This window comes from Amycolatopsis sp. VC5-11, assembly GCF_037034185.1.
Lineage (GTDB): Bacteria > Actinomycetota > Actinomycetes > Mycobacteriales > Pseudonocardiaceae > Amycolatopsis > Amycolatopsis nivea.
The window spans coordinates 13,832-34,944 of record NZ_JBAGKF010000031.1; the positions used below are offsets into that span (position 1 = coordinate 13,832).

Genomic DNA, 21,113 nt, shown 5'->3' on the forward strand with positions numbered 1-21,113 from the left:
GGTGAAGGTGACCGGATACGCGTATCCGTGGGACGTGCTCGGCGACACCGCGTTCGCCGAGCGCGTGCAGGACCTCGGCGTGGACGAGGTCGCGGTGGCCCTGGCCTACCACAGCGCGCGCGCCGCGACGCCGTGGTCGACCGAGCGCACCTCGGTGGTCGCGCGCACCGCCGCGCTCTACCGCCCGGTGCGCGCGGAAGCCTGGTCGGGCCGGGATCTCGTCCCCGCCGCGCCGGACTGGGTCTCGTCGGAGGACAGCGGCGGCGACGCGGTCCGGCGGCTCAACGACGCCGGAATCCCGGCCGCCGCGTGGATCGTGCTCACGCACAACTCGCAGCTGGGCACGGAGTTTCCGCAGTACGCCGTGCGCAACTGCTTCGGCGAGACGTACCCGTGGGCGCTGTGCCCCGCGCAGCCCGCGGTACGCGAGTACGCCGCGACGCTGACTGCGGAATCCGTTGCGGGACTGAAGCTTTCGTCGGTGCTGCTGGAGGCGTGTGGTCCGCTCGGCGGCGTGCACCAGCATCAGCACGAAAAGACCGACGGCGTGTGGGCTCCGGCTACCGCGCGGCTGTTGTCGATCTGCTGCTGCGATGCTTGTGCGGAGGGCTGGACCGGCCTCGACCCGTCCGACGTCCGCGAGACTCTGCGGGCCGAGGTGCAGCGGCTGATCGCTACGGCGGATTTGTCGGTGGTCGAGGATAGACTTCCGGGTGAGTTGAAGGAAAAGCTGCTTTCCGGTCGGCAGCAGGCGACCGACGCGTTGCGCGCTGCGGTCTTGGCGGTGCTGGAGCCGGGTACGCGGATCGTGCTGCACGGCGCGCTCGACCCGTGGGTCACCGGCGCACTGCCCGGCCTGACCCCGACGGCCGCCGACGACGCCGAGACGGTCGTGCTGCAGAACTGGGCACCGGGGCAAGCGAGCGTCGACGCGGTCGCGGCCGCACGGCGAGCGCTGCCGGACCGAGTCGCGATCGGCAGCTACATCACGGCGGTCGCGGCTAGCGCGGTGCCGGACATCGCGGCGTATGTGGGCGAACTGGCTAAGGCGGGAGCTGCGGAATTGCACCTGTACCACTTGGGTCTCGCCGGTCCGGCGCGGTGGCCGGATCTGCATGCCGCTACTGGTGCTGCGCATTCGGTGTCGTGACGGTTTGTTTGATGAGATGCGTTGCGTCGCCTCGGCGTTGGAAGACGTGCTGGCTGCACCCGACGTCCTGAATTTGTTTGATGAGGAGGTCCGTTGAGCCGCGAAGCCTCCGGCCCGGCGCGGGAACCCGTGTTGGCCGCTGAAGCTCGGCGGTTCAGCGATCGCGTCCCGGCTGATCGAGCCGCAGCGCGCCTGACGTCCTGAACCTGTTTGACGAGGAGATCCATTGAGCCGCGAAACTTCCGCCCCGGAACTGGAAAGCGTGCTGGCCGCCGCGGCCGCTGCCGCCCGGCCGTTCGCCGAGAGCACCCCGGCCGATCGGGCCCGGTGGCTGGCCGCCGCCGCGGATGCGCTCGACGCTGCCGCCGAAGAGCTGATTCCGCTGGCGCACCAGGAGACCCGCTTGCCGGCCGCGCCGCGGTTGAAGGGTGAGCTCGCGCGCACCACGTTCCAGCTGCGGCTGTTCGGCGAGGTGCTGCGGGACGGCGAATTCCTGGGCGCGACCGTCGACCACGCCGACCCGGCCTGGCCGATGGGCGCCCGGCCGGACCTGCGCCGGGTGCTCGTGCCGATCGGCCCGGTGCTGGTGTTCGCCGCGAGCAACTTCCCGTTCGCGTTCAGCGTCGCGGGCGGCGACACCGCTTCGGCGCTGGCCGCGGGGTGTCCGGTGGTGCTCAAAGCGCACCCGGGCCACGAAGAACTCTCGACGCGGACCGGTGAGATCGTCGCGCAGGCGTTGACCGCCGCCGGTGCGCCGGAGGGTGCCTTCGCGGTGATCCACGGCGTCGAACAGGGCGTCACGGCGCTCAAGGACCCGCGGATTTCCGCCGCCGCGTTCACCGGTTCCGTGCCGGGCGGGCGCGCGCTGTTCGACATCGCGGTCTCGCGGCCGACGCCGATTCCGTTCTACGGCGAGCTGGGCAGCGTCAACCCGGTCGTCGTCACGCCGGGTGCGGTCGCCGCGCGCGGCGAAGCGGTGGCGAAGGGCTACGCCGGGTCGTTCAGCCTCGGCGCGGGACAGTTCTGCACCAAGCCGGGCCTGCTCTTCCTGCCCGAGGGCCACGGATTGGACGACTCTCTCCGCGAGGCGGTCAGCGCGGTGGCTCAGCAGGAAATGCTGAACGACCGCATCGCGGCCGGGTTCGCGCAGAAGCTGGCGGACCTGCGTGCGGTGTCCGGCGTCGAATCGGTCGTGGAAGGCGCTCAGGACGGCGACGCGTTCACCCCGTCGCTGCTGGCCACCACGGCGAAGGAGTTCCTGGCTGGGGGAGAGGCGGTCCGCGAGGAGCACTTCGGCCCGGCGTCGCTGATCGTCACCTACTCCGACCAGGGCGAACTGATCGAGGTCCTGGACAGCCTCGAACCCGGCCTCACCGCGACGGTCCAGGGCGAGGACGGCGACGCCGACTTCGTGCGTCCGCTGCTGCCGTCGCTGACCCGCCTGGCCGGACGGCTGCTGTGGAACGACTGGCCGACCGGCGTCACGGTCAGCTGGGCCCAGCAGCACGGCGGCCCGTACCCGGCGACGACCGCGCCGACCACGACGTCGGTCGGCACCGCCGCGATCGAACGCTTCCTGCGCCCGGTGGCCTGGCAGAGCTTCCCGGACGCGCTGCTGCCGGAAGCCCTTCAGGAAGCGAACCCGTGGCAGCTGCCGCGCCGTGTCGACGGAGCGCGCTGAGCAGACCCCCTCGTGCGCGGCGGTCCCGGTTCCAGCCGGGATCGCCCCGCACAACCAACCCCGCTGGGAGGCACCGTCATGCCCGTGAACCGCAGAACCGCACTGCGTGGCGGTGCCGTCGCCGCCGCGTCGGCCGCGCTCGTCGCCACTGCGCGCCCGGCTTTCGCCGCACCTGCCGCGGATCCGCTGAAGAAGATCGTGGCCGGCTACCGCGAGCTGCAGACGGGCATCAACCGCCCGTCGCCGGAACGCACGGCCGCCCTCAAGAACCTCGGCCGCGTCGCGAAGTCCTACTACGACGCTATGTCGGTGTCCGGCAACGGTCCACTGTGGACGGACCTGCCGCTCGGGCCCGGCAGCGACTACACGACGTCGATGTACGCCCGGCTGCGCGCGATCGCCGTCGACTGGGGGACGCCGGGCAGCACGCTGTCCGGCGATCCGAAGGTGCTCGACGGGATCAAGAAGGCGCTGGAGCTGATCTACGCCAGCCAGTACAACCCGCAGGTCGGCGAGATCGGGAACTGGTATACCTACGAGATCGGCGTGCCGTACTACCTGCTGCACACCCTCGTCACGGTCGCCGACCAGCTGACCGCCGACGAGCTGGCGCGGTATGTCAGCCCGGTCAAGCGGTTCGTCGGGAACCCGAATCTGCGCGCGAACAACCCGAAGATCGTCGAAACCGGCGCGAACCGGGCGGACAAGGCGCTGATTTCGATCGTCTCCGGTGCGCTGACCGGCGACACCGCGTGGATCCGCACCGGCATCGACGCGATCACCGACGTCGCCGGCGGGGGAGCGGCCAGCGTGCTGGCGAAGCTGGACCGCGCGGCGGGCGACGGTTTCCACGCCGACGGCTCGTTCATCCAGCACGACACCATCCCGTACCCCGGCCACTACGGCATCGTCCTGCTGACTGCGCTCGCCGGGACGATCCACGTCACCGAAGGCACCGAGTACGCGCTGCCGGACGAGCTGAAGCAGAAGGTGTACGCGCTGGTCGGCGACACGTTCGCGCCGTTCGTGTACGCGGGCGCGCTGATGGAGCCGGTGCGCGGGCGGATGCTGTCGCGGCAGGGCGAAACCGCGCACGACATCGGACACCAGCTGACCGTCGCGACTCTGGTCCTCGCGCGGTCGGCGAGCGGAACCGTGCAGTCCGAGCTTTCCGGACTCGCCGCCAAATGGATCAAGGAAGGCACGTACGCGCCGTTCCTGGAAATCCCCGATCCCGAACGGTTCGCGCCCGGCCCGGACCTCGTCGCGACGCCGGGCATCGAGTTCGCCCAGGAGATGCTCGCCGGGCGCGTGCGGCCCGCGCCGATCGTCGCGACGCACCGGATCTTCGGGCAGCAGGACCGGATGGTGCACGTGACCGAGGGCTGGTCCGCGTCGCTCGGCGTCGGCTCCACGCGGATCTCGCGCTACGAGTCGATCAACGGGATGAACCTGCACGGCTGGCATGTCGGCGACGGGGTGCTGTATCTGTTCCTTCCCAACGCGAAAGGCCATTACTCGGACGCCTATTGGCCGACTGTCGATCCGGCGCTGCTGCCTGGCACGACGGCGAAGGCCGGGCCGCCGGGACCGCTGGCAGCGACGCCGTTGACGACGAAAGCGCACGTCGGCGGCGTGCGCTGGGACGCCCGGCACGGCGCGTACGCGATGGATTTCGTCTCCGAAGACGGTTCGCTGACCGCGAAGAAGTCGTGGTTCTTCACTCCGGCGGGCGTCGTCTGCCTCGGCGCGGGAATCACCGACACGTCCGGGCAGGCGGTCCGGACGACGATCGAAAACCGCAACCTCGGCGAAAACGGACGCGGCACGCTGCTGGCCGACGCGCGCGCGGTCGGCGATTCGAGCACGCTGCACCGGCCGCGCTGGCTGCACCTCGACCAGGTCGGCGGGTACGTCCTGCTCGACAACGCCGAGGTCACCGCCCTGCGCGAAGACCGGACCGGCGCGTGGCGCGACGTCGACACCGGTGCCAACACGAAGGGCACCACGACGCCGAACACGCGGCGGTACCAGAAGCTGGTGATCGAGCACGGTGCGAAGCCGGTGGACGCGAAGTACGCGTACGCGGTCTTGCCCGGCGCGTCGGTGGCGGGGACGGTCGCGTCGGTGCTCGCGTGGCGCGTGCGGGCCAATACGCCCGCTGTCCAGGCTTTGCGGCTGTGGGATAACACACTGCTCGCAAACTTCTACAGTGCGGGTACGGTAGACGAAGTATCCGTTTCAGGACCGGCTTCGGTAGCGCTCGGCCGGAACAGCATCGCTATTTCCGACCCGACGCAGCTGCAGGACAGCGTCCGCGTGACGGTGCGGCGGCGCACGGTGGAAGTTCCGCTCAAGGACACCTTCGGCGCCACCAAGGTGGTTTCCCTGCGGTGAACCCGGTTTTCCCCGCCGGGCCGGTGGTTCCCGGCCTGGCCCGGCGGGGCCCCACTTGATCCGGCCCCGGCCGTAAAGTGGGCGGAGTCGCTTCTCGCGGGGAGGAATCGTGGCGCATTTCGATGTCCTGGTGGTCGGAGCCGGGCTTTCCGGCATCGGCGCGGCCTGCCGGCTGCAGCAGCAAGCCCCGGACCGGACGTACGCGATCCTCGAAGCGCGCGACACGATCGGCGGAACCTGGGACCTCTTCCGGTACCCGGGCGTGCGCTCCGACTCGGACATGTTCACGCTCGGCTATCCGTTCCGGCCGTGGCGCAAGGAACAGGCGATCGCGTCCGGCGCCGAGATCCTCGAGTACATCCGCGAGACCGCCGTTGAGCACGAGGTCTCCCGGCACATCCGGTTCGGGCACCGGGTGATCCGCGCGTCCTGGTCGTCCGCCTCGGCCCGCTGGACGGTAGCGGCCTCGCACGATGGCGAGGTCGTCACTCATACCTGCTCTTTCCTGTATTTGTGCAGCGGCTACTACAGCTACGAGAACGGCCACGTCGTCGACTTCCCGGGCCGCGACTCGTTCCGCGGCGAGATCGTGCACCCCCAGTTCTGGCCGGAGGGGTCGGACTTCACGGGCAAACGAGTGGTCGTCATCGGCAGCGGCGCCACCGCGGTGACTTTGGTGCCGGAACTGGCTTCCACGGCGGAGTCAGTGACGATGCTGCAACGCTCGCCGAGCTACGTCCTGTCCCGCCCGTGGACGGACTCGCTCGCCCGCCGCCTGCGCAGATTCCTGCCTGCGCGGCTCGCGTACCACGCGGTGCGCGCGAAGAACGTCCTGGTGACGACCTTGCTGTACCAGTTCTCGCGCCGACAGCCCGACCGCGCGGCGGCTTTCTTGCGCGATGCGGCCGCGAAACAGCTGCCCGCCTCGATCCCGGTCGACCCCCATTTCTCGCCCCGGTACCGGCCCTGGGACCAACGACTCTGCCTAACGCCCGGAGCGGATTTCTTCCGCGCACTCCGCAGCGGCCGCGCGAACATCGTCACCGACCGGATCGACCGCTTCACCCCCGACGGCATCACGCTGGAATCCGGCGCACACCTGCCCGCGGACGTAGTCGTCACCGCGACCGGACTGCGCGTGATCGCGTTCGGCGGAATCGAGCTGAGCGTGGACGGCGAGGTGATCGAACCGTCGGAACAGCTGGTGTACAAGGGAATGATGCTCGGCGGGGTGCCGAACCTGGCCTGGTGTATCGGCTACGTGAATGCCTCCTGGACGCTGCGCTCGGATCTCGTCTCGCGGTATGTGTGCCGGTTGCTGAACCACCTGTCGCGCAACGGTTTCGACACCTGCGTGCCCCACCCGCCCGCGATCCCGTCCACGCGGCGGCGGCCAATCATGAACCTGACGTCGGGCTACCTCACCCGCGCCGCCTCAGTCCTGCCCCGCCAAGGCGACCGCCGCCCGTGGCTGATGCGGCAGAACTACCTGCTGGACGCAGCGGATCTCCGCCTGAGCCGCATGGACGACGGGGTGCTGCGTTTCGAGCGGGTGGGGGCGCAGCGCGTGACCTCCTGACCTGGTGGGCTGTGCTCGATCGTTTGTGATTGGTCAGCGGGTGTGCTTTTGAATCTCGCCGAAAAGGAACCCAGGCTGCTGAACTCGACAGGTCGAGGGTTCGGCAGCCTGGGTTCCGGGAGTTCGACGCGCTCACGCCGCCGAGTGAGCCAGCCAGTGGTCGGCCAGGTCGCGGTCGCCAGTGATCGTTACCCGGTCGGCTGGCAGGCGCCGGGTGAGCACCAGCAGGAGGTCCTGGACCGAACCTGTCAGCGTCGCGTCCGCAGCGTCCGTCGCGCGCGTCCATCGGACGCCGTCGGGAGTGCGGGTGATCAGCCAGCCCGAGCCGTCGCCAGGTCGGAGCTGGAGCGTCTGGCCGGTGCCGCGCAGGGCCGAGAAACCCGGTCTCAGGGTCGCCATGACCGGATGGGACAGCATTTCCAGCCACTCGCTGATCGCGTCGGCCGCGAAGTCCGGCGCTACTGCGAACGCGGTCCCGGTGGCGAAGGCCGCGTCCGCGTGGTGCACCGTCGTGTCGTGGAGCATGCGGCGCAGCCAGAACGTCGCCGGTCGCGGGCCGAAGTAGGTCCACACTGGACGGTCGGCGGCAGCGAGCACCGCGTCGGCGAGGTCCGCGGCGCCCGCTTGCAGCCAGGCGAACCATCCGCTCGGCGCGCCTGGGTCCGCCTCGAACGGGTCGGGGACCGGGGCCGGGCCGGATCTGATGAGGTCCGCCGCCCAGCGGTGCGCCTGGCCGACGTGACCGGCCAGCACTCGCAGCGGCCACTCCGGGCAGGTGGGCACCGGAGCCTCCGGATCCGCGCCGGCGACGGCCTTCGCGAATCCCTCCGTGTGTTCGTGCAATCCCTGGACAAATCGTGCGGTATCGAGATCCATGGCCGTACCGTAGGAACTCCACCCGGCTGGAGGTTCCATCGGAAGTGACTGGCGACACACTCGGAATCGGCGACCTGGCGCGGCGCACCGGCGTGCCCGTCCGCACGATCCGCTTTTACTGCGACGAGGGACTGCTGGCACCCGTGCGCAGCGCCGGCGGACACCGTCGATTCGACCCGGCGGACGTCAGCCGCCTCGTCCTGGTGCGGCGCTTGCGCGGACTCGGGCTGAGCTTGAAGCCGATCATGGACGTCCTTGCCGGAGAAAGTTCCCTTTCCGACGTCGTGTCCGCAGAGCGCGCCGCGCTGGACCGCGAGCTGACGACGCTGGCCTGGCGACGCTCAGCCCTCCGCGCCGTCGAGGAGGCACCGCCTGCCGCCCGCGCCGCCCGGCTCGAGCTGCTGTCCGTCGCGACGGACGGCTTCGGCGCGCATGCGGCCCTGGTCCGCCTTTGGCACCCGATGGCCACCGGCGCCGTCCCGCCGGACACGGCAGACATGTTCCTCGCCGCGAGCGCGCCGCGGCCGCCGGAACTGCCGACCCCAGCGCAGGTCGTCGCCTACGCCGAGTTAGTGCTGCTCGCCGCCGACCGCGCGTTCGCCGCCCGGCTGCGCGCCAGCCCGCTGGTCACGCACCTGGGTGCCCTCCACGAAGGCGTCGGCGAGGCCTGCGAGCTGGCGGCCCCGCAGGTAGCGGCCGGATCCGAGCCGGAACCAGGACCGGCACTCGACCGGTTCGCCGCGGCCCACGCCGCCGCGTCCGGCACCCGCGACACCCCGGAGTTCCGCTGCACACTGCGACGGCGCACCGCTGGCGATCGGCATCCGCAGGTGCGCCGCTATTGGCGTCTCGCGGGCGAGATCACTGGAGAAGCCGCGCCGTTCGTGGTCGCGCATACCTGGCTGCTTGACGCGCTGGACCGCTCGGCCGGCTGAGATTTCTCGAGCGGGAAACGTGTCGGCTCGCGCGACGCGTTTCGCTGGGCTGGACGGACCAGCGAGCGGGGGTTCGCTCCCTAGCCCGCGCTCGCCGAACCGTTCCCGGCGGAAGAGGCTAGGCGCGCCGGGTCATTGAGCGGTCGCCGAGGCGGCCCATCGGGACAAGTCCTCCCTTCGGAGTGCGGCGGCCATCAGATCCGGGAAAAGGTCTGGCGTGCAGGCGAAAGCGGGCACCCCCAGTTCGCTGAGCGCGGCCGCGTTCTCGTGGTCGTAGAACGGCGCTCCCGAGTCCGACAGTGCCAGCAGCGTGACCACTTGCACTCCGGATCCCACCAGGTCTGCGACTCGGCGCAGCAGATCGTCTCGTAATCCGCCTTCGTACAGGTCGCTGATCAGCACCAGGAGGGTTTGTTCGGGGCGTTCCACGAGTCCTTGGCAGTACGCCAATGCGCGGTTGATGTCGGTGCCGCCGCCTAGTTGGGTGCCGAAGAGGACGTCGACCGGGTCGTCCAGGTGGTCGGACAGGTCGGCGACCGCCGTGTCGAACGCGACGAATTTCGTGCTCAGGGCGCGCATCGAGGCCAGCGCCGCGCCGAAAACGCCTGAGTACACCACGGATTCTGCCATTGAGCCGGACTGGTCGACCGCGAGGATCACGTCGCGGCGGACGCTTTGTTCTCGGCGGCCGAAGCCGAAAAGCTGTTCGGGCACAATGGTTTTCAGCTTGGGGGAGTAGTGCTTCAGGTTCCGGCGGACGGTGCGGTCCCAGTCGATGTCCGCGCCTCGGGGGCGTTGGGTGCGGGCGGCACGGTCCAGTGCACCGCGGACTGCTGCTCGGGTGCGTTCGGCTAGGCGTTCCTCCAGCTCGGTGACGACTTTGCGTACGACGGTGCGTGCGGTTTCCTTCGTCTCCTCGGGCAGGACGTTGTTGAGGGACAACAGGGTGCCGACCAGGTGGACGTCCGGTTCCACGGCGCTGAGCAGTTCCGGTTCCAGCAGCATCCGGGTTATGCCCAAGCGGTCTACGGCGTCGCGTTGCATGACTTGGACTACGGAGCCGGGGAAGTACTTCCGGATGTCGCCGAGCCAGCGCGCGACTCGTGGTGCGGAGGCTTGCAGGCCGCCGCTGCGGTCGCCGCTGCTGCGGGAGTTTTTGGGGCGCTCGTCGTAGAGGGCGGCCAGCACGTTGTCGACGCCGGTGTCCCCTTCGGACAGTGCGTGGCCGGTGCCGTCGGAATCTCCGCCCAGCACTAGGCGCCAGCGACGGAGGCGTTCGGGGTCGGTGGTCACGGGGCGGCTCCCAGGAGGGTGGCGAAGACCGGCAGGGCGGCTGCGGCGCGGATCTCGTCCAGGTCTTCGGCGAGCGCCGGCTCGACCCGGCGAGTGCCGGACAGGGTGGCGGCGCGTTCGCCGATCGCGCGTTTTTCCGGACTGGCGAAGGCACCGAAAGTGCGGCGCAGCAAGGGAAGCACCTCGGTGAAGACCTCGGGCGGGATCGAGGTCAGCCAGGTGTCGACTACGCGCAGCATGCGTTCGTCGTGCACCAGCAGGAGCGCGCCGCCGGAGAAGAAGCCTTCGACGTAGGCCGCGCCGTCGGTGGGGACGATGCCGGGGGTGAGCATGCGGCTCAGCCGGAGTTCGACCTCCGCGCCGTCCAGCAGGTCGGCGTCGTGCAGCAGGCGCACGATGCGGCCTGCCAGCAGCGGGGGCAGGGCGTCGCGGGTGGCGAGGCGGGCCAGTGCGGTGAACCAGCGGTCGCGGGCGGCGTCGCCGAGGAGGTCGGTGGCTTCGTGGACGTCGTCGATGAGTTCGCAGAACTGTGCGGCGGCTTCCTCGTCGATCCCGTGCACGGCGGGCGGAAGGCCGGCGCAGACCCGGGTGAGGATTCGGTCGGCGACTTCTTGCAATTGCGCGGTGTCGGTGCCGCGGACGTCGCCGTAGCGGGTTGCCCGCGCCAGCGGAGGCAGCGCGGTCATGAGGTGCGCGACGTCCGCGTCGGCGGCGGCGCGGGTGTCCAGAGCGGCGAGGGTTTCCGGCAGGGCGTCGCCCAGGTCGGCGAGGAGGCAGCGTTCTACCGCGGCGGTGATGTCGGCGAGCGGCGGAGATTCGGCGACGGTTTCGCGCACGACCGCGGTGGCGGCGGCGGGCACGGTGGTGCCGTGGACCGCGGCTGCGACCAGGTCGACCTCGAACCCTGGTTCCCAGCACAAGGTCCAGGTCTCGCGGAAGGTGCCCTTGTTGCGCACCGAGGACAGTTCCGGCTCGCCCCAGGGGATGCCGAGGATCTGCAGGCGGTGCAGCAGGCGCGAGCGGTCGAGACCGCCGGGGGTGCGCAGGTCCAGATCCAGTTCCCGCGCTTGAGGTTCGCGTTTGAGCCGGAGCCGCCGGGCGGTGGCGATCAGGTCGGCGGCCAATGGCGCTTGCGGCACGTGGTCCGGGACCTCGCCGAGCAGTTCGCCGACCACGAGCCGTCGCGTGACCAGGTCGGCCTGGACGTCGTCGCCTCCGCACAGGACCGCGCGGGTGGCGGCGTCGACCTCGGCCAGTCCGGCGGACGACCGGCCGCGCAGGGCGGCCAGCGTGTCGGCCAGCCGCACCGCTTCGATCACGTGCGCGGTGGAGACCGGCAGGTCTTCTTCGCGCAGCACCCCGGCGACGGCGGTGAGCCACCGGGTGGTGACGTCGACGGAGGTGCTGAACAGGTGGTGGTACCAGCCGGGAGAGCGGACGCCCGCGCCGTAGCCGGTGACCGACGCGAGCCTGCCGTGCGTCCACGGCACCCACGTGCACACGACCTTCCGCTTCGGGAGTCCTTTGAGGACAGCCTGGTCCTTGGACGCGGGCGGCAGCGGATCGGCCAGCGCGGGCACGTGCCAGGCCCCGCACACCACGGCGATCCGTTCGTAGCCTTCCTTCCGCGTCTTGCGCAGCACGTTCCGCATGTACGCCTCGCGCCGCTGCTCGTGCGGATCGTCCGGCCGGTCGCCCTCGCGCAGCGCGGTCATCGCGTCGGCGATCACCTCGAACGGCGATTCCTCGCCACGGCGGGATTCGACGAAGTCGTCCCACCAGCGTTCCGGATCGTCGTACCCGCCCGCTGCGGCGAGCTCCGCGAGCGGGTCGGTGCGCGGTGCGGTCCGTTCCTCGCCGAGCGCGAACTGGTGTGCCGCGGGGAGATCGCAGAACTTCACCGGAACACCAGCCGCGGCGGCGTACCGCAGGGCCTGCCATTCCGGGCTGAACACCGCGAACGGCCAGAACGCCGCGCGCGACACGTCGTCGGACGCGTACGCCAGCAGCGCCACCGGCGGACGCATGCCGTCGTCCGCGGCGAGATCGACGAGCTGGTCCGCTTCCGGCGGTCCCTCGATCAGCACCACGTCCGGTTCCAGTTCGGCGAGCCGGGCGGCGACCGCCCGCGCCGAACCGGGACCGTGGTGCCTGATCCCGAGGAGGTGAGTGGTCATCCGGCGATCTCCTGGCCTGCCCGGTAGAAGTCGGCCCAGCCTTCCCGCTCGCGCACCACGGTCTCCAGGTACTCGCTCCAGATCGCGCTGTCCGCGACCGGATCCTTCACCACCGCACCGTGAATCCCCGCCGCGACGTCCTGCGCGCGCAGCACGCCGTCGCCGAAGTGGGCGGCCAGCGCGAGACCGCCGGTGAGCACGCTGATCGCCTCGGCCGTCGAGAGCGTGCCCGACGGGGTTTTGACCGCAGTGCGGCCGTCCTCGGTGCGGCCGGCCCGCAACTCGCGGAACACCGTGACCACCCGGCGGATTTCGGCGAGATCGGCGGCTTCGGCGGGCAGCGACAGCGCGGCGCCGAGCTGACCGACCCGCCGCCGGACGATGTCCACCTCGGCTTCGGCGGTGTCCGGCAGCGGCAGCACGACGGTGTTGAACCGCCGCCGCAGCGCGCTCGACAGCTCGTTGACGCCCTTGTCCCGGTTGTTCGCCGTGGCCACCAGCGTGAACCCGGGCCGGGCCTGCACCTCGGAGCCCAGCTCGGGGATCGGCAGCGTCTTCTCGGACAGGATCGTGATGAGCGAGTCCTGCACGTCCGCCGGGATCCGGGTGAGTTCCTCGAGCCGCGCGACCTTGCCGTCGCGCATCGCCCGCAGGATCGGGCTTTCGACCAGCGCCCGGTCGCTCGGCCCTTCGGCGATGAGCCGCGCGTAGTTCCAGCCGTAGCGGATCTGCTCCTCGGCGGTGCCCGCGGTGCCCTGGACGAGCAGCGTGGAGTCCCCGCTGATCGCCGCCGCGAGGTGTTCGGACACCCAGGTCTTCGCCGTGCCCGGCACGCCGAGCAGCAGCAGCGCGCGGTCGGTGGCGAGGGTGGCGACCGCGACCTCGATCAGCCGCCGCGGGCCGACGTACTTCGGGCTGATCTCGGTGCCGTCGTCGAGTTTCCCGCCGAGCAGGTAGGTGACCACCGCCCACGGGGACAGCCGCCACGACGGCGGTTTCGCCCGGTCGTCGGCCGCGGCGAGAGCGGCCAGTTCGTCGGCGTATTCCTGTTCGGCGTGCGGCCGGAGGACGGGGGACGTCATGCGAGCTCCTTGTGCATTTCACGGCGGAAGGACAGGGTTTCGGCGACTGCGCGCCGCCACGGGGCGGCCTCGCCGGGAAGCGGGATCTCGGCCAGCGGGTGGCCGAGGCAGGCGACGGGCACGGCTTTCGCGATCAGCGCGGCCGCGTGCGCGACCAGCCGGTGGTCGCGCTGCCCGGCTACCCAGTCGAGCAGCACCGTGCCGAGCGCGGCGGGCCACGGCTGCGGCAGGTCGAGGATGAGCCGGGTCAAGGCCTCGACCGGCAGGCCGCGGGTCAGCTTCGCGACCGTGGCGGCCTGTTGTTCGGGCGACAGCACGCCGATGAGCGCGGCGGTGCTGCGCCCGCCGGGTTCGGCTTCCACGAGGGCTTGCGCCCATTGCTCGTCGCGTTGCCGGAGCGCGGCGGTGGCCCAGCTTTCGCGCACCACGTTCAGCGGCGGGCCTTCGACGAGCATCCCGGCCAGTTCGCCCGGGGTGCCGTACTCGGCCCAGAACCGCAGGGGAGTGGCGGCGATGATCGCGCGCAGCCGGGCGGTGCCCTGCCCGGGCCCGGCCGGGACGCGGATGCCGTCGCGGATCAGGCTGTCGTCCGGTTCGGGCGGGGTGAATTCGAGGACGTCGGCCCGCAGCGCACGGCTGCGTACGGTGACGCAGGCGCGCAGCCGTTCGATCATTCGCTCGCCGGAGGCCGAATCGGGGTACCGGCCGATCAGCCGCAGCGCGATCTCGCGCACCCCGGCCGCCCGGTCGCCGAGCGCGGCTTCGACGAACGGCTCGTCCTCCTCGGTGAGGTGCTCGCCGAGCAGAGCCAGGAACGTCGCCCGGACGTCGGCCGGTTCGTTCCCCCAAGCCGCGGCGAGCGTCTCCCGCGCGCGGGCAGGATCGGCGGCGAGCACGCGTTCCAGCCAGGCCTGCCGACGCGCGGCGGTGCCGAACTGCCAGGCGTCGTCGCTGGTGTCGTCGTCGGCGGCGACCAGGAACGCCCAATCCGGGTTCCGCTCGCCGAGCCATGCGCCGACCGGCCCGGCGACCGTCGCGAGCGGCGCCCGCAGCGACACCCGGGTCCGTGCCGCGTCGGCCAACGCGGGCAGCCGCTCGGCCGGAACGCGGAATCCCTTGTGCGCCACCGTGGCGAGCCATTCCTCGACCAGCTCCGGCCGGTTCGCGGAGAGCAGGTGCCCGAGCCGCGCCCGCGCCACGTTCGGGATGAACGGACGGGTGTCCTCCGCCGCGGCGGGTTCGGGTTCGATGCCGGCGAGCGGTCGCTGCCCGGCGCGCCGATAGCCGGTGTACGCCGCCGCCGCGACGAGCGCTTGGTCGGCGGGCTCCCTGCGGTGTCCGGCGATTTCCGTTACCCCGGGCGGTAATCCGGCGGGGTCGAGGATCCGGCGGCGGGTGCCGAGCAAGACGGTGCTGACGAGATCGTTCCAGGCAGTCACAGTCGCACCATCCCGTCGCGATGCCAGCAGCTCAACGGCCGCAGCCCCGCTGTCGTCCACTCCGCGGCCACCGTGACCGGCCGCTCGGCCGCGAGCGCCAGCAGCGGCCACGGATCCACGGACGGAACCAGAGGCAGCGCTGCACCGTCCACATCGGACAGTGCCCATTCCTCCCCGTGCCGCGCCGGACGAAGATCGCTCACCAGCACCGGCCACCGGTCCAGCCAAGGATCAGCCGCGAGCGCGGCGGCGTGTTCGGCCAGCGCGGCAGCGAAGGTCCCGCCCACCGGCCCGCTTTCCGGAGCGACGGGTTCCTCCCGGTGGTCGAACACCGCCCGCAGCGGCACCGCACCCGGGTGGAACACCAGCTCGCCCGCGACGACGTATCCCGGCGGCAGCGAACTGTCCAGCGGACGCCCGGGCGGAGCGAACGACAGCACCAGCGCGTGCCGGCCGCTGCGTTTGCCCCGCAGCCACGTGCGCCTGCTGCGCAGCGACTCCTGCTCCTCGTCGATCGCGCCGGTGACCAGCCATTGGTCCGGCACCCGTTCGCCGGACTCCAGCACTTGCGCGTTGCTCACCGAGAACCCGAGCCGGGTCCGGACGGTGTCGGCGAGCCCGGCGGGCAGCGACTCCAGCCTGCTCGCCGCGTCCGCGAGCACGTACACCAGCGACAACTCGGCCAGCAGCCGATCCGGCCAGTCCCGGCCGCGGCCGACCAGCGCCGCCGCCCGGCGCAGGCCGTTCGCCAGCCCGGGAGCTTGCGCGTCGACCATGCGCGAGGCGACCGTGTACAGCTCGTCGGCGCCGCCGCGTTCGAACGCCGCGAACCCGGCGGACACCCGGTCGGCAAGCCATCCGCGCAGCTCAGCGGCTCCGGAGGTGACCCGCGCGAGCCGTTCCTGCGCCCGCTTCGCCGCAGCTTCGAGATCCTTCGGCGCGTCCGTCTTCTTCTCGGCCCGCTCCGCGCGCGCGGCCCGTTCGTCCAGCCACGGGTGCACCCATCCGGGCTCCTCCGCGCGGGGGACCTGGCCGTCGGCCCAGAGCAGCAGCAACCCCAGCGCGTGCTTGCACGGGAACTTCCGGCTCGGGCAGGTGCACCGGAACGCGGGCCCGGCCGTTTCCACCGTCGTCTGGTACGGCCGCTTCCCGCTGCCTTGGCACGCGCCCCAGACCGCACGGGCGGACGCGCCCGCGTCCGACCACTTCGCCGGCGCCGCCTGCCCGCGCCCGGCTTTCGCCGACGCGGCGTCCGGAGCGAGTTCGAGCACCCGCTCCGGGCTCCACCGCGCCGCTGCTTCGTCCCCCACGTTTTCCTTGCCGCTCTTCCAGTTCTTCCCCCCTCGGGGGCTGACTCGAAGAGCATCCCACCCGCCACCGACAATTTCCGCGGGCGGCGGGGGAGAGCAGCGGAAATCAGGAGGATTCGACCGCCCCGCGCCAGCGCACCGTGGGCCGCAGCCGGTCGTCGTTCACCCGGTGCTTGTTCGCGCCGACGATGTCGAACATCGACTCGATCAGCGTGTCCGACAGCAGATGCGGCTCCAGCCCCAGCCCGACCAGCCCGGTGTGCTTGACGTTGTAGTAGTGCTCGGGCTGCTCCACCCGCGGGTTGTCCAGGTTCTCGATCTGCACCGGCCCGGGGAAGCGGTCGGCGACGAGTTCGGCGATCTCCCGCACCGACATGCTCTCGGTCATCTGGTTGAAGACCCGGAACTCGCCGCGCCCGGCCGGATTCTCCACGGCCAGCCGGATGCACTCGACGGTGTCGCGGATGTCGATCAGCCCGCGCGTCTGCCCGCCCTTGCCGTACACCGTGAGCGGCTGCCCCAGCACGGCCTGGATGACGAACCGGTTGAGCACCGTGCCGAACACCGCGTCGTAGTCGAACCGCGTGGCCAGGCGCGGGTCGAGCGCGGTCTGCGGCGTCTGCTGGCCGTACACGACGCCCTGGTTGAGGTCGGTCGCGCGCAGTTCCCAGATCCGGCAGGCGAACTCGATGTTGTGCGAGTCGTGCACCTTCGACAGGTGGTAGAACGAGCCCGGCTTCTTCGGGTACAGCATCCGGTCGCGGCGGCCGTTGTGCTCGACCTCGAGCCAGCCTTCCTCGATGTCGATGTTCGGGGTCCCGTACTCGCCCATCGTTCCCAGCTTGACCAGGTGGATGTCCGGGTCGATCTCGGCGATCGCGTAGAGCAGGTTGAGGTTGCCGACCACGTTGTTGTGCTGCGTGTAGACGGCGTGCTCGCGGTCGATCATCGAATACGGCGCGGACCGCTGCTCGGCGAAGTGCACGATCGCCGCGGGGCGGAAATCGCGCACCGCGTCGAAGAGGAATTCCGCGTCGAGCAGGTCGCCTTCGTAGCTCGTGATGCGCTTCCCGGACACCTCGTGCCACGCGTCGACGCGGGTGCTCAGGTCTTCGATGGGGACGAGGCTCTCGGCGCCGAGCTCGACGTCGTACTGCCGCCGCGCGAAGTTGTCCAGAACAGCCACTTCGTGGCCTTTGTCCGACAAGTGGAGCGCAGTGGGCCAGCCTAGGTAGCCGTCACCGCCGAGAACCAGCACTCGCATCCGGAGCACCCTTTCCTTTCGTTTTCGCGACAGGCACGGCCTTTCGTTGTACACGACGCCCGGATGTCGCGGTGGCAGATCCGAACCTAATCGCCCGCCGCTGATGTTCGGCTGGCAGTCAGCTGTGAATCCGCTGTGGGCCGGGGGGTCGCGCGGCGGAGCCGGCGGCCCGAGGGGAGACTGGGACTATGACGACGGTAACCAACCCGGCGAACCCGCGCACGACGGAAGAATCGCCCGAGCCGCGCCGCCGCGGCCTGGCCAGGTTCGTCCGCGCGGCCGCCAGTTCGGTGGCCGCCACGCTGCTCAGCCAGGCCGCGCTGATCGCGGTGCTCGCCGCGGGCGGGGCCCCATGGCTGGCCAGCGCGTGCGCGTTCGCGGCCGGGGCGGTGCTGAACTTCTTCCTCACCCGGCGCTGGGTGTGGGGCCGCCGCGGCCGTCCCGAACCCGTCCGCGAGCTGCTGCCCTACGTCCTCGTCATCTCGCTCGGCGGCCTCGCCTCGGTGGGCCTGACGACGCTCGCCGGCCACCTGCTCGCGCCGTTGCACCTGCCGCACTTCTGGTGGGTCGTCCTGCTCGACGCGGCGTACGTGCTCAGCTACGCGCTGGTGTTCGTCGCGAAGTTCACGATGCTCGACCGGTTCGTTTTCGACCGCGGCGCAGCACGTACCCGCGCCACCACGTCCCTGTCATGACCCGCGCGTAGTTCGCGCCGTACACGACGCTGCCGCCCTTCTTGCTCTTGCCCGCCTTGCGCAGTCGCATGCTCATCGGCCGTTCGAGCACGCGCGCGCCTTGCGCGGTCGCGCCCAGCAGCAGTTCCGACGACTGGTACTGCGGTTCGTTGAGCGGGATCGCGCACGCCAGTTCCGCGCGCAGCGAACGGAATCCGAACGACGTGTCGGTGATCCGCCGCCAGGTGAGCACAGACGCGAGCCACGCGAACACGCGCACGCCGATCCAGCGCATCCGGCTGTCGGCCTCTTCGTGGCCCAAACGCCGGGAGCCGGTCACGAAATCGGCAGTGCCGTCCAGCAGCGGTGCGAGCAACTCGGCCATTTCGCTGTTGTCGTACTGACCGTCGCCGTCGGTGGTGACGATGTACTTCGCGCCGTTCTCGGCCGCAAGGTGGTACCCGAGGCGTAGCGCGGCGCCCTGGCCGCGGTTAGTCGGCGCGACGCACACGTACGCGCCATGGTCTTCCGCGATGGCCGCAGTGTTGTCCGTACCGCCGTCTACGACCACCAGGACGTCTACCGGCAGCCCGAGACATTCGTCCGGCATCTTCTCCAGCACTTGTCCGATGCCGCCGGCTTCGTTGTACGCGGCGATCACTACGGTCAGTTCGGACAGCTTCGCGCCGGGATGCCGGTCGTGGAAGTCCTTGATCGCGCCTTCGTCGACAGAGTCGGGATAACTGCCGAGACGGCGACGGCTCGCCACAGTGAGCGTCGTGAACCCGAGCGCACCCGCGACTGGCAACAGCACGAGCGCGGGAAGCTGGTAGCGCCAGGAAAACTCGAACACCGCGGACCCGAACAGCAGGAACAACCCAGTGCCCGCAGCGAACAACGCCCCGCTGCGCGCAGGGTGCCGGGGTTTCTTGCGCCGCAGCACGGTCAGCAGGCCGAGCAGCGCGAAGAACCCGAGCACCGCGCCGGGCACGAACCCGCCGTTGATCTGGTAGTCGCGCAGGAACGCCGCGATCGGCTCGTTGACCTGGGGATCCGTGCTGTCGTACTGCTGGGTGACCGCCTTGACCGCGGCGGGATCGGCGAACTCCGGATAGGTCAGCTGGAACTGCCACCGGTCGATCGGCACGTCGGTGGGCGCGGTGTAGCGGGTGAACTGGAAGCTCTTCCCGAAGTCGCCGAGGATCGACGTCGCGACGTCCCACCACTGCGCTTTCAGCGCGGTCATCGCGAATTCGTGCGCCAGCACGCCCTTGTCCGCGCCGGGCGGCAGCGGGCCGGGCCACGCCGGGTCGAGGTCGGCGTGCGTGTAGTTGTCGACCAGCCGGTTCTCGACCGGTTCGGTGGGACAGAACTGCCGCACGACCGGGTCGAGCTGGAGTTTCGCGCAGTCCGCGACCGCGGCGGTCCGGCCGTAGAGCATGCTGCCGGACGGCCCGCTCAAGCCCCAGTTTCCGGTCTCCGCCTTGACTTTCGCCGCGTACGGGACCACCACGACGAGGATCGCGAGCAAGCCGACCCCGGCGTCGCGCCAGCCGCGCCACGAACGCCACGCGCTGCCCGCGGCGAGCACGTAGAGCAGGAACGGCACGGCGATCGTGACGCCGATCAGCCGCACCAGCACGCCGAACCCGACCACGAGCCCGGCCAGCGCGATCCGCCGCCAGTTCGGTTTTCCCTTGGCCAGCACCAGCCACAGCAGCCCGAACAGCAGTGCCTCGAACAGCACCTCGGCCATGATGTTCTGCTCGATCTGCACCTGGTAGGCGTCGAGCAGCAGGGGCGCGGCGGCCAGCGCGCCCACCCAGTTGCGCGCGCCGAGCCGCCGGGCCAGCGCGTAGATGCCGACCGCGATCGCCAGTCCGGCCAGGTGCTGCACGGCGGCGACGAACGACAGTCCGCCGACCGCGAGCAGCGGTTTCAGCAGCAGGTCGTAGCCGACCGGGTTGATCCCGTCGGCGCGCAGGCCCTGCAGATTGTCCAGGTAGCGGAAGGAATCGATGTACAGCAGCGCGGGCCGGTAGGCGATCCAGGACAGCACCCGCAGCGTGGTTCCCGCGGCGAGGAGCACCAGCAGGAACGCGTGGCGCCGGAGGAATCCGGTCACGGCGCCTCGGCCCGGTCCAGTCCGGAGAAGTACTTCCACGCGGTGGCGAGACCGTCGGCGAGGGTGATTTCCGGGCGGTAGCCGATGGTTTCCGCGCTCGCCGAGACGTCCACGACCACCGCCGGCATCTCCCCGGCGGGCGCGGGCACGTGCTCGATCGGCAACTCGGCCCCGGTCACCGCGCGCACGGTCTCGACCATTTCCAGCACGGACACCGAACGTCCGGCGCCGACGATCGCGCGACCGGTGTAGCCGCTTTCGTAGGCGAGCACGATCGCGCGCACGACGTCGTCTACATTCACGAGGTCCCGACGTTGCTCGCCGGTGCCGTACACCCGCACGCCTTCATTATTCAACGCCGCACGCATCATGCGCGGCACGAAGCTGTCTTTATGCGACATGCCAGGCCCGTACACGTTGGTGAAGCGCAGCGCGCACGTCGTGATGCCGTACGCGCCCGCGTAACCCGACAGCAGCATCTCGCAGGCCGCTTTCGTGGCACCGTATGGCGTAAGCGGCTTCGTGGGCAGGTCGACCGTGATGGTGTTAGTGCCGACATCGCCGATCACTGCGTTCGTGGACGCGAGAATGAAGCGCGGCACCTCGCGTACGCGACACAGCTCGAGAAGTTCTTGTGTCACCGCAACGTTCTCCGCGTACGTGTCGCGCGGCAGCTCTACGGACTTCAGCACGGACGTCAGCGCAGCAAGGTGCACGATCCCGCCGACGCCTGCCTCGACAGCTGCTTCGCGCGTTTCGGCGGCACGCAGATCTCCGACGACGACGCGCACTCCCTCGTCCGTCGTCTCGTAGCGCACGCGGTCCACGACAGTGACCGGATAGCCGCGCTCACGGAACTCGCGCACGACAGCGCGGCCGATGAAACCGCTGCCGCCGGTGACGACGACGGGTGTCCTTTCGGGACTGTGGGGGAGTGTCATGGCGCACAACCTACCTCCGCAGTCTGTGCGTCACTTGTGCGTCCCTCGCCCGCGCGAGCGCGGGACCGCGTGCGGGCACCCCCAGCGACCGCACGCGGATCCCGGTGTTTAGTTTTCTAAACGATGCGCGGGGCGAGTGTAGCCGGAACGGGACGGCTGGTGTCAAGTTTTCGGGACGGTTATGCTGGTC

Annotated in this window: 15 protein-coding genes; 6 read left to right on the plus strand and 9 right to left on the minus strand. The window is 70.6% G+C overall.

Annotation, left to right across the window (positions count from 1 at the left end):
* The first annotated feature begins 1 nt into the window (after position 1).
* The 4 genes from WA670_RS43135 (at position 2) to WA670_RS43150 (ending at position 6,807) form a co-directional block, all read left to right on the plus strand.
* The gene (locus tag WA670_RS43135; RefSeq protein ID WP_336161940.1) at positions 2-1,150 is read left to right on the plus strand and encodes a hypothetical protein; all 1,149 of its coding nucleotides are present in this window, start codon (positions 2-4) and stop codon (positions 1,148-1,150) included.
* Positions 1,151-1,376: 226 nt separating this feature from the next.
* Positions 1,377-2,831, plus strand: a complete 1,455-nt coding sequence (locus WA670_RS43140) for an aldehyde dehydrogenase (NADP(+)) (RefSeq protein WP_336161942.1) — start codon at positions 1,377-1,379, stop codon at positions 2,829-2,831.
* A gap of 78 nt (positions 2,832-2,909) precedes the next feature.
* On the plus strand, positions 2,910-5,228 hold the full coding sequence (locus WA670_RS43145; RefSeq protein ID WP_336161944.1) for a polysaccharide lyase 8 family protein: 2,319 nt from the start codon (positions 2,910-2,912) through the stop codon (positions 5,226-5,228).
* A 106-nt stretch (positions 5,229-5,334) separates the two neighbouring features.
* Complete coding sequence (locus WA670_RS43150) at positions 5,335-6,807, plus strand: flavin-containing monooxygenase (RefSeq protein ID WP_336161963.1); 1,473 nt, start codon at positions 5,335-5,337, stop codon at positions 6,805-6,807.
* Between the two features lie 132 nt (positions 6,808-6,939).
* Here the strand turns inward: WA670_RS43150 and WA670_RS43155 are convergent, their stop codons facing one another.
* A complete protein-coding gene (locus WA670_RS43155; protein ID WP_336161946.1) occupies positions 6,940-7,683 on the minus strand; it encodes a maleylpyruvate isomerase family mycothiol-dependent enzyme in 744 nt (247 codons plus the stop codon).
* Positions 7,684-7,727: 44 nt separating this feature from the next.
* Here WA670_RS43155 and WA670_RS43160 point away from each other — a divergent pair, with 44 nt between their 5' ends.
* Positions 7,728-8,618, plus strand: a complete 891-nt coding sequence (locus WA670_RS43160) for a MerR family transcriptional regulator (RefSeq protein ID WP_336161948.1) — start codon at positions 7,728-7,730, stop codon at positions 8,616-8,618.
* A gap of 132 nt (positions 8,619-8,750) precedes the next feature.
* Here WA670_RS43160 and WA670_RS43165 read toward each other — a convergent pair whose 3' ends face one another.
* The 6 genes from WA670_RS43165 to WA670_RS43190 all read right to left on the minus strand — a co-directional run bounded on the left by WA670_RS43165 (position 8,751) and on the right by WA670_RS43190 (position 17,183).
* On the minus strand, positions 8,751-9,911 hold the full coding sequence (locus WA670_RS43165; protein ID WP_238605704.1) for a VWA domain-containing protein: 1,161 nt from the start codon (positions 9,909-9,911) through the stop codon (positions 8,751-8,753).
* Positions 9,908-12,088, minus strand: coding sequence for a DUF5682 family protein (locus WA670_RS43170; protein WP_336161951.1), 2,181 nt, complete (start codon positions 12,086-12,088; stop codon positions 9,908-9,910). The genes WA670_RS43165 and WA670_RS43170 overlap by 4 nt, the downstream gene beginning before the upstream one ends.
* Entirely contained in the window at positions 12,085-13,170 is a 1,086-nt protein-coding gene (locus tag WA670_RS43175) for an ATP-binding protein (protein WP_336161953.1), read from the minus strand. The genes WA670_RS43170 and WA670_RS43175 overlap by 4 nt, the downstream gene beginning before the upstream one ends.
* Entirely contained in the window at positions 13,167-14,609 is a 1,443-nt protein-coding gene (locus tag WA670_RS43180) for a DUF5691 domain-containing protein (protein WP_336161954.1), read from the minus strand. The genes WA670_RS43175 and WA670_RS43180 overlap by 4 nt, the downstream gene beginning before the upstream one ends.
* Positions 14,606-15,919, minus strand: a complete 1,314-nt coding sequence (locus WA670_RS43185) for an SWIM zinc finger family protein (RefSeq protein WP_336161955.1) — start codon at positions 15,917-15,919, stop codon at positions 14,606-14,608. Before WA670_RS43185 ends, WA670_RS43180 begins: the two co-directional genes overlap by 4 nt.
* Before the next feature lie 106 nt (positions 15,920-16,025).
* Positions 16,026-17,183, minus strand: a complete 1,158-nt coding sequence (locus WA670_RS43190; protein ID WP_037815513.1) for an NAD-dependent epimerase/dehydratase family protein — start codon at positions 17,181-17,183, stop codon at positions 16,026-16,028.
* Positions 17,184-17,371: 188 nt separating this feature from the next.
* Here WA670_RS43190 and WA670_RS43195 point away from each other — a divergent pair, with 188 nt between their 5' ends.
* Entirely contained in the window at positions 17,372-17,878 is a 507-nt protein-coding gene (locus tag WA670_RS43195) for a GtrA family protein (protein ID WP_043830087.1), read from the plus strand.
* On the opposite strand, the gene WA670_RS43200 is transcribed toward WA670_RS43195, so the two are convergent.
* Together WA670_RS43200 and WA670_RS43205 are read right to left on the minus strand one after the other, a co-directional pair.
* A complete protein-coding gene (locus WA670_RS43200; protein WP_134731290.1) occupies positions 17,808-19,982 on the minus strand; it encodes a glycosyltransferase family 2 protein in 2,175 nt (724 codons plus the stop codon). The genes WA670_RS43195 and WA670_RS43200 overlap by 71 nt on opposite strands.
* Positions 19,979-20,923: an NAD-dependent epimerase/dehydratase family protein gene (locus WA670_RS43205; RefSeq protein ID WP_336161956.1), complete on the minus strand. Its 945-nt coding sequence runs from the start codon at positions 20,921-20,923 to the stop codon at positions 19,979-19,981. The genes WA670_RS43200 and WA670_RS43205 overlap by 4 nt, the downstream gene beginning before the upstream one ends.
* Positions 20,924-21,113: the final 190 nt, after the last annotated feature.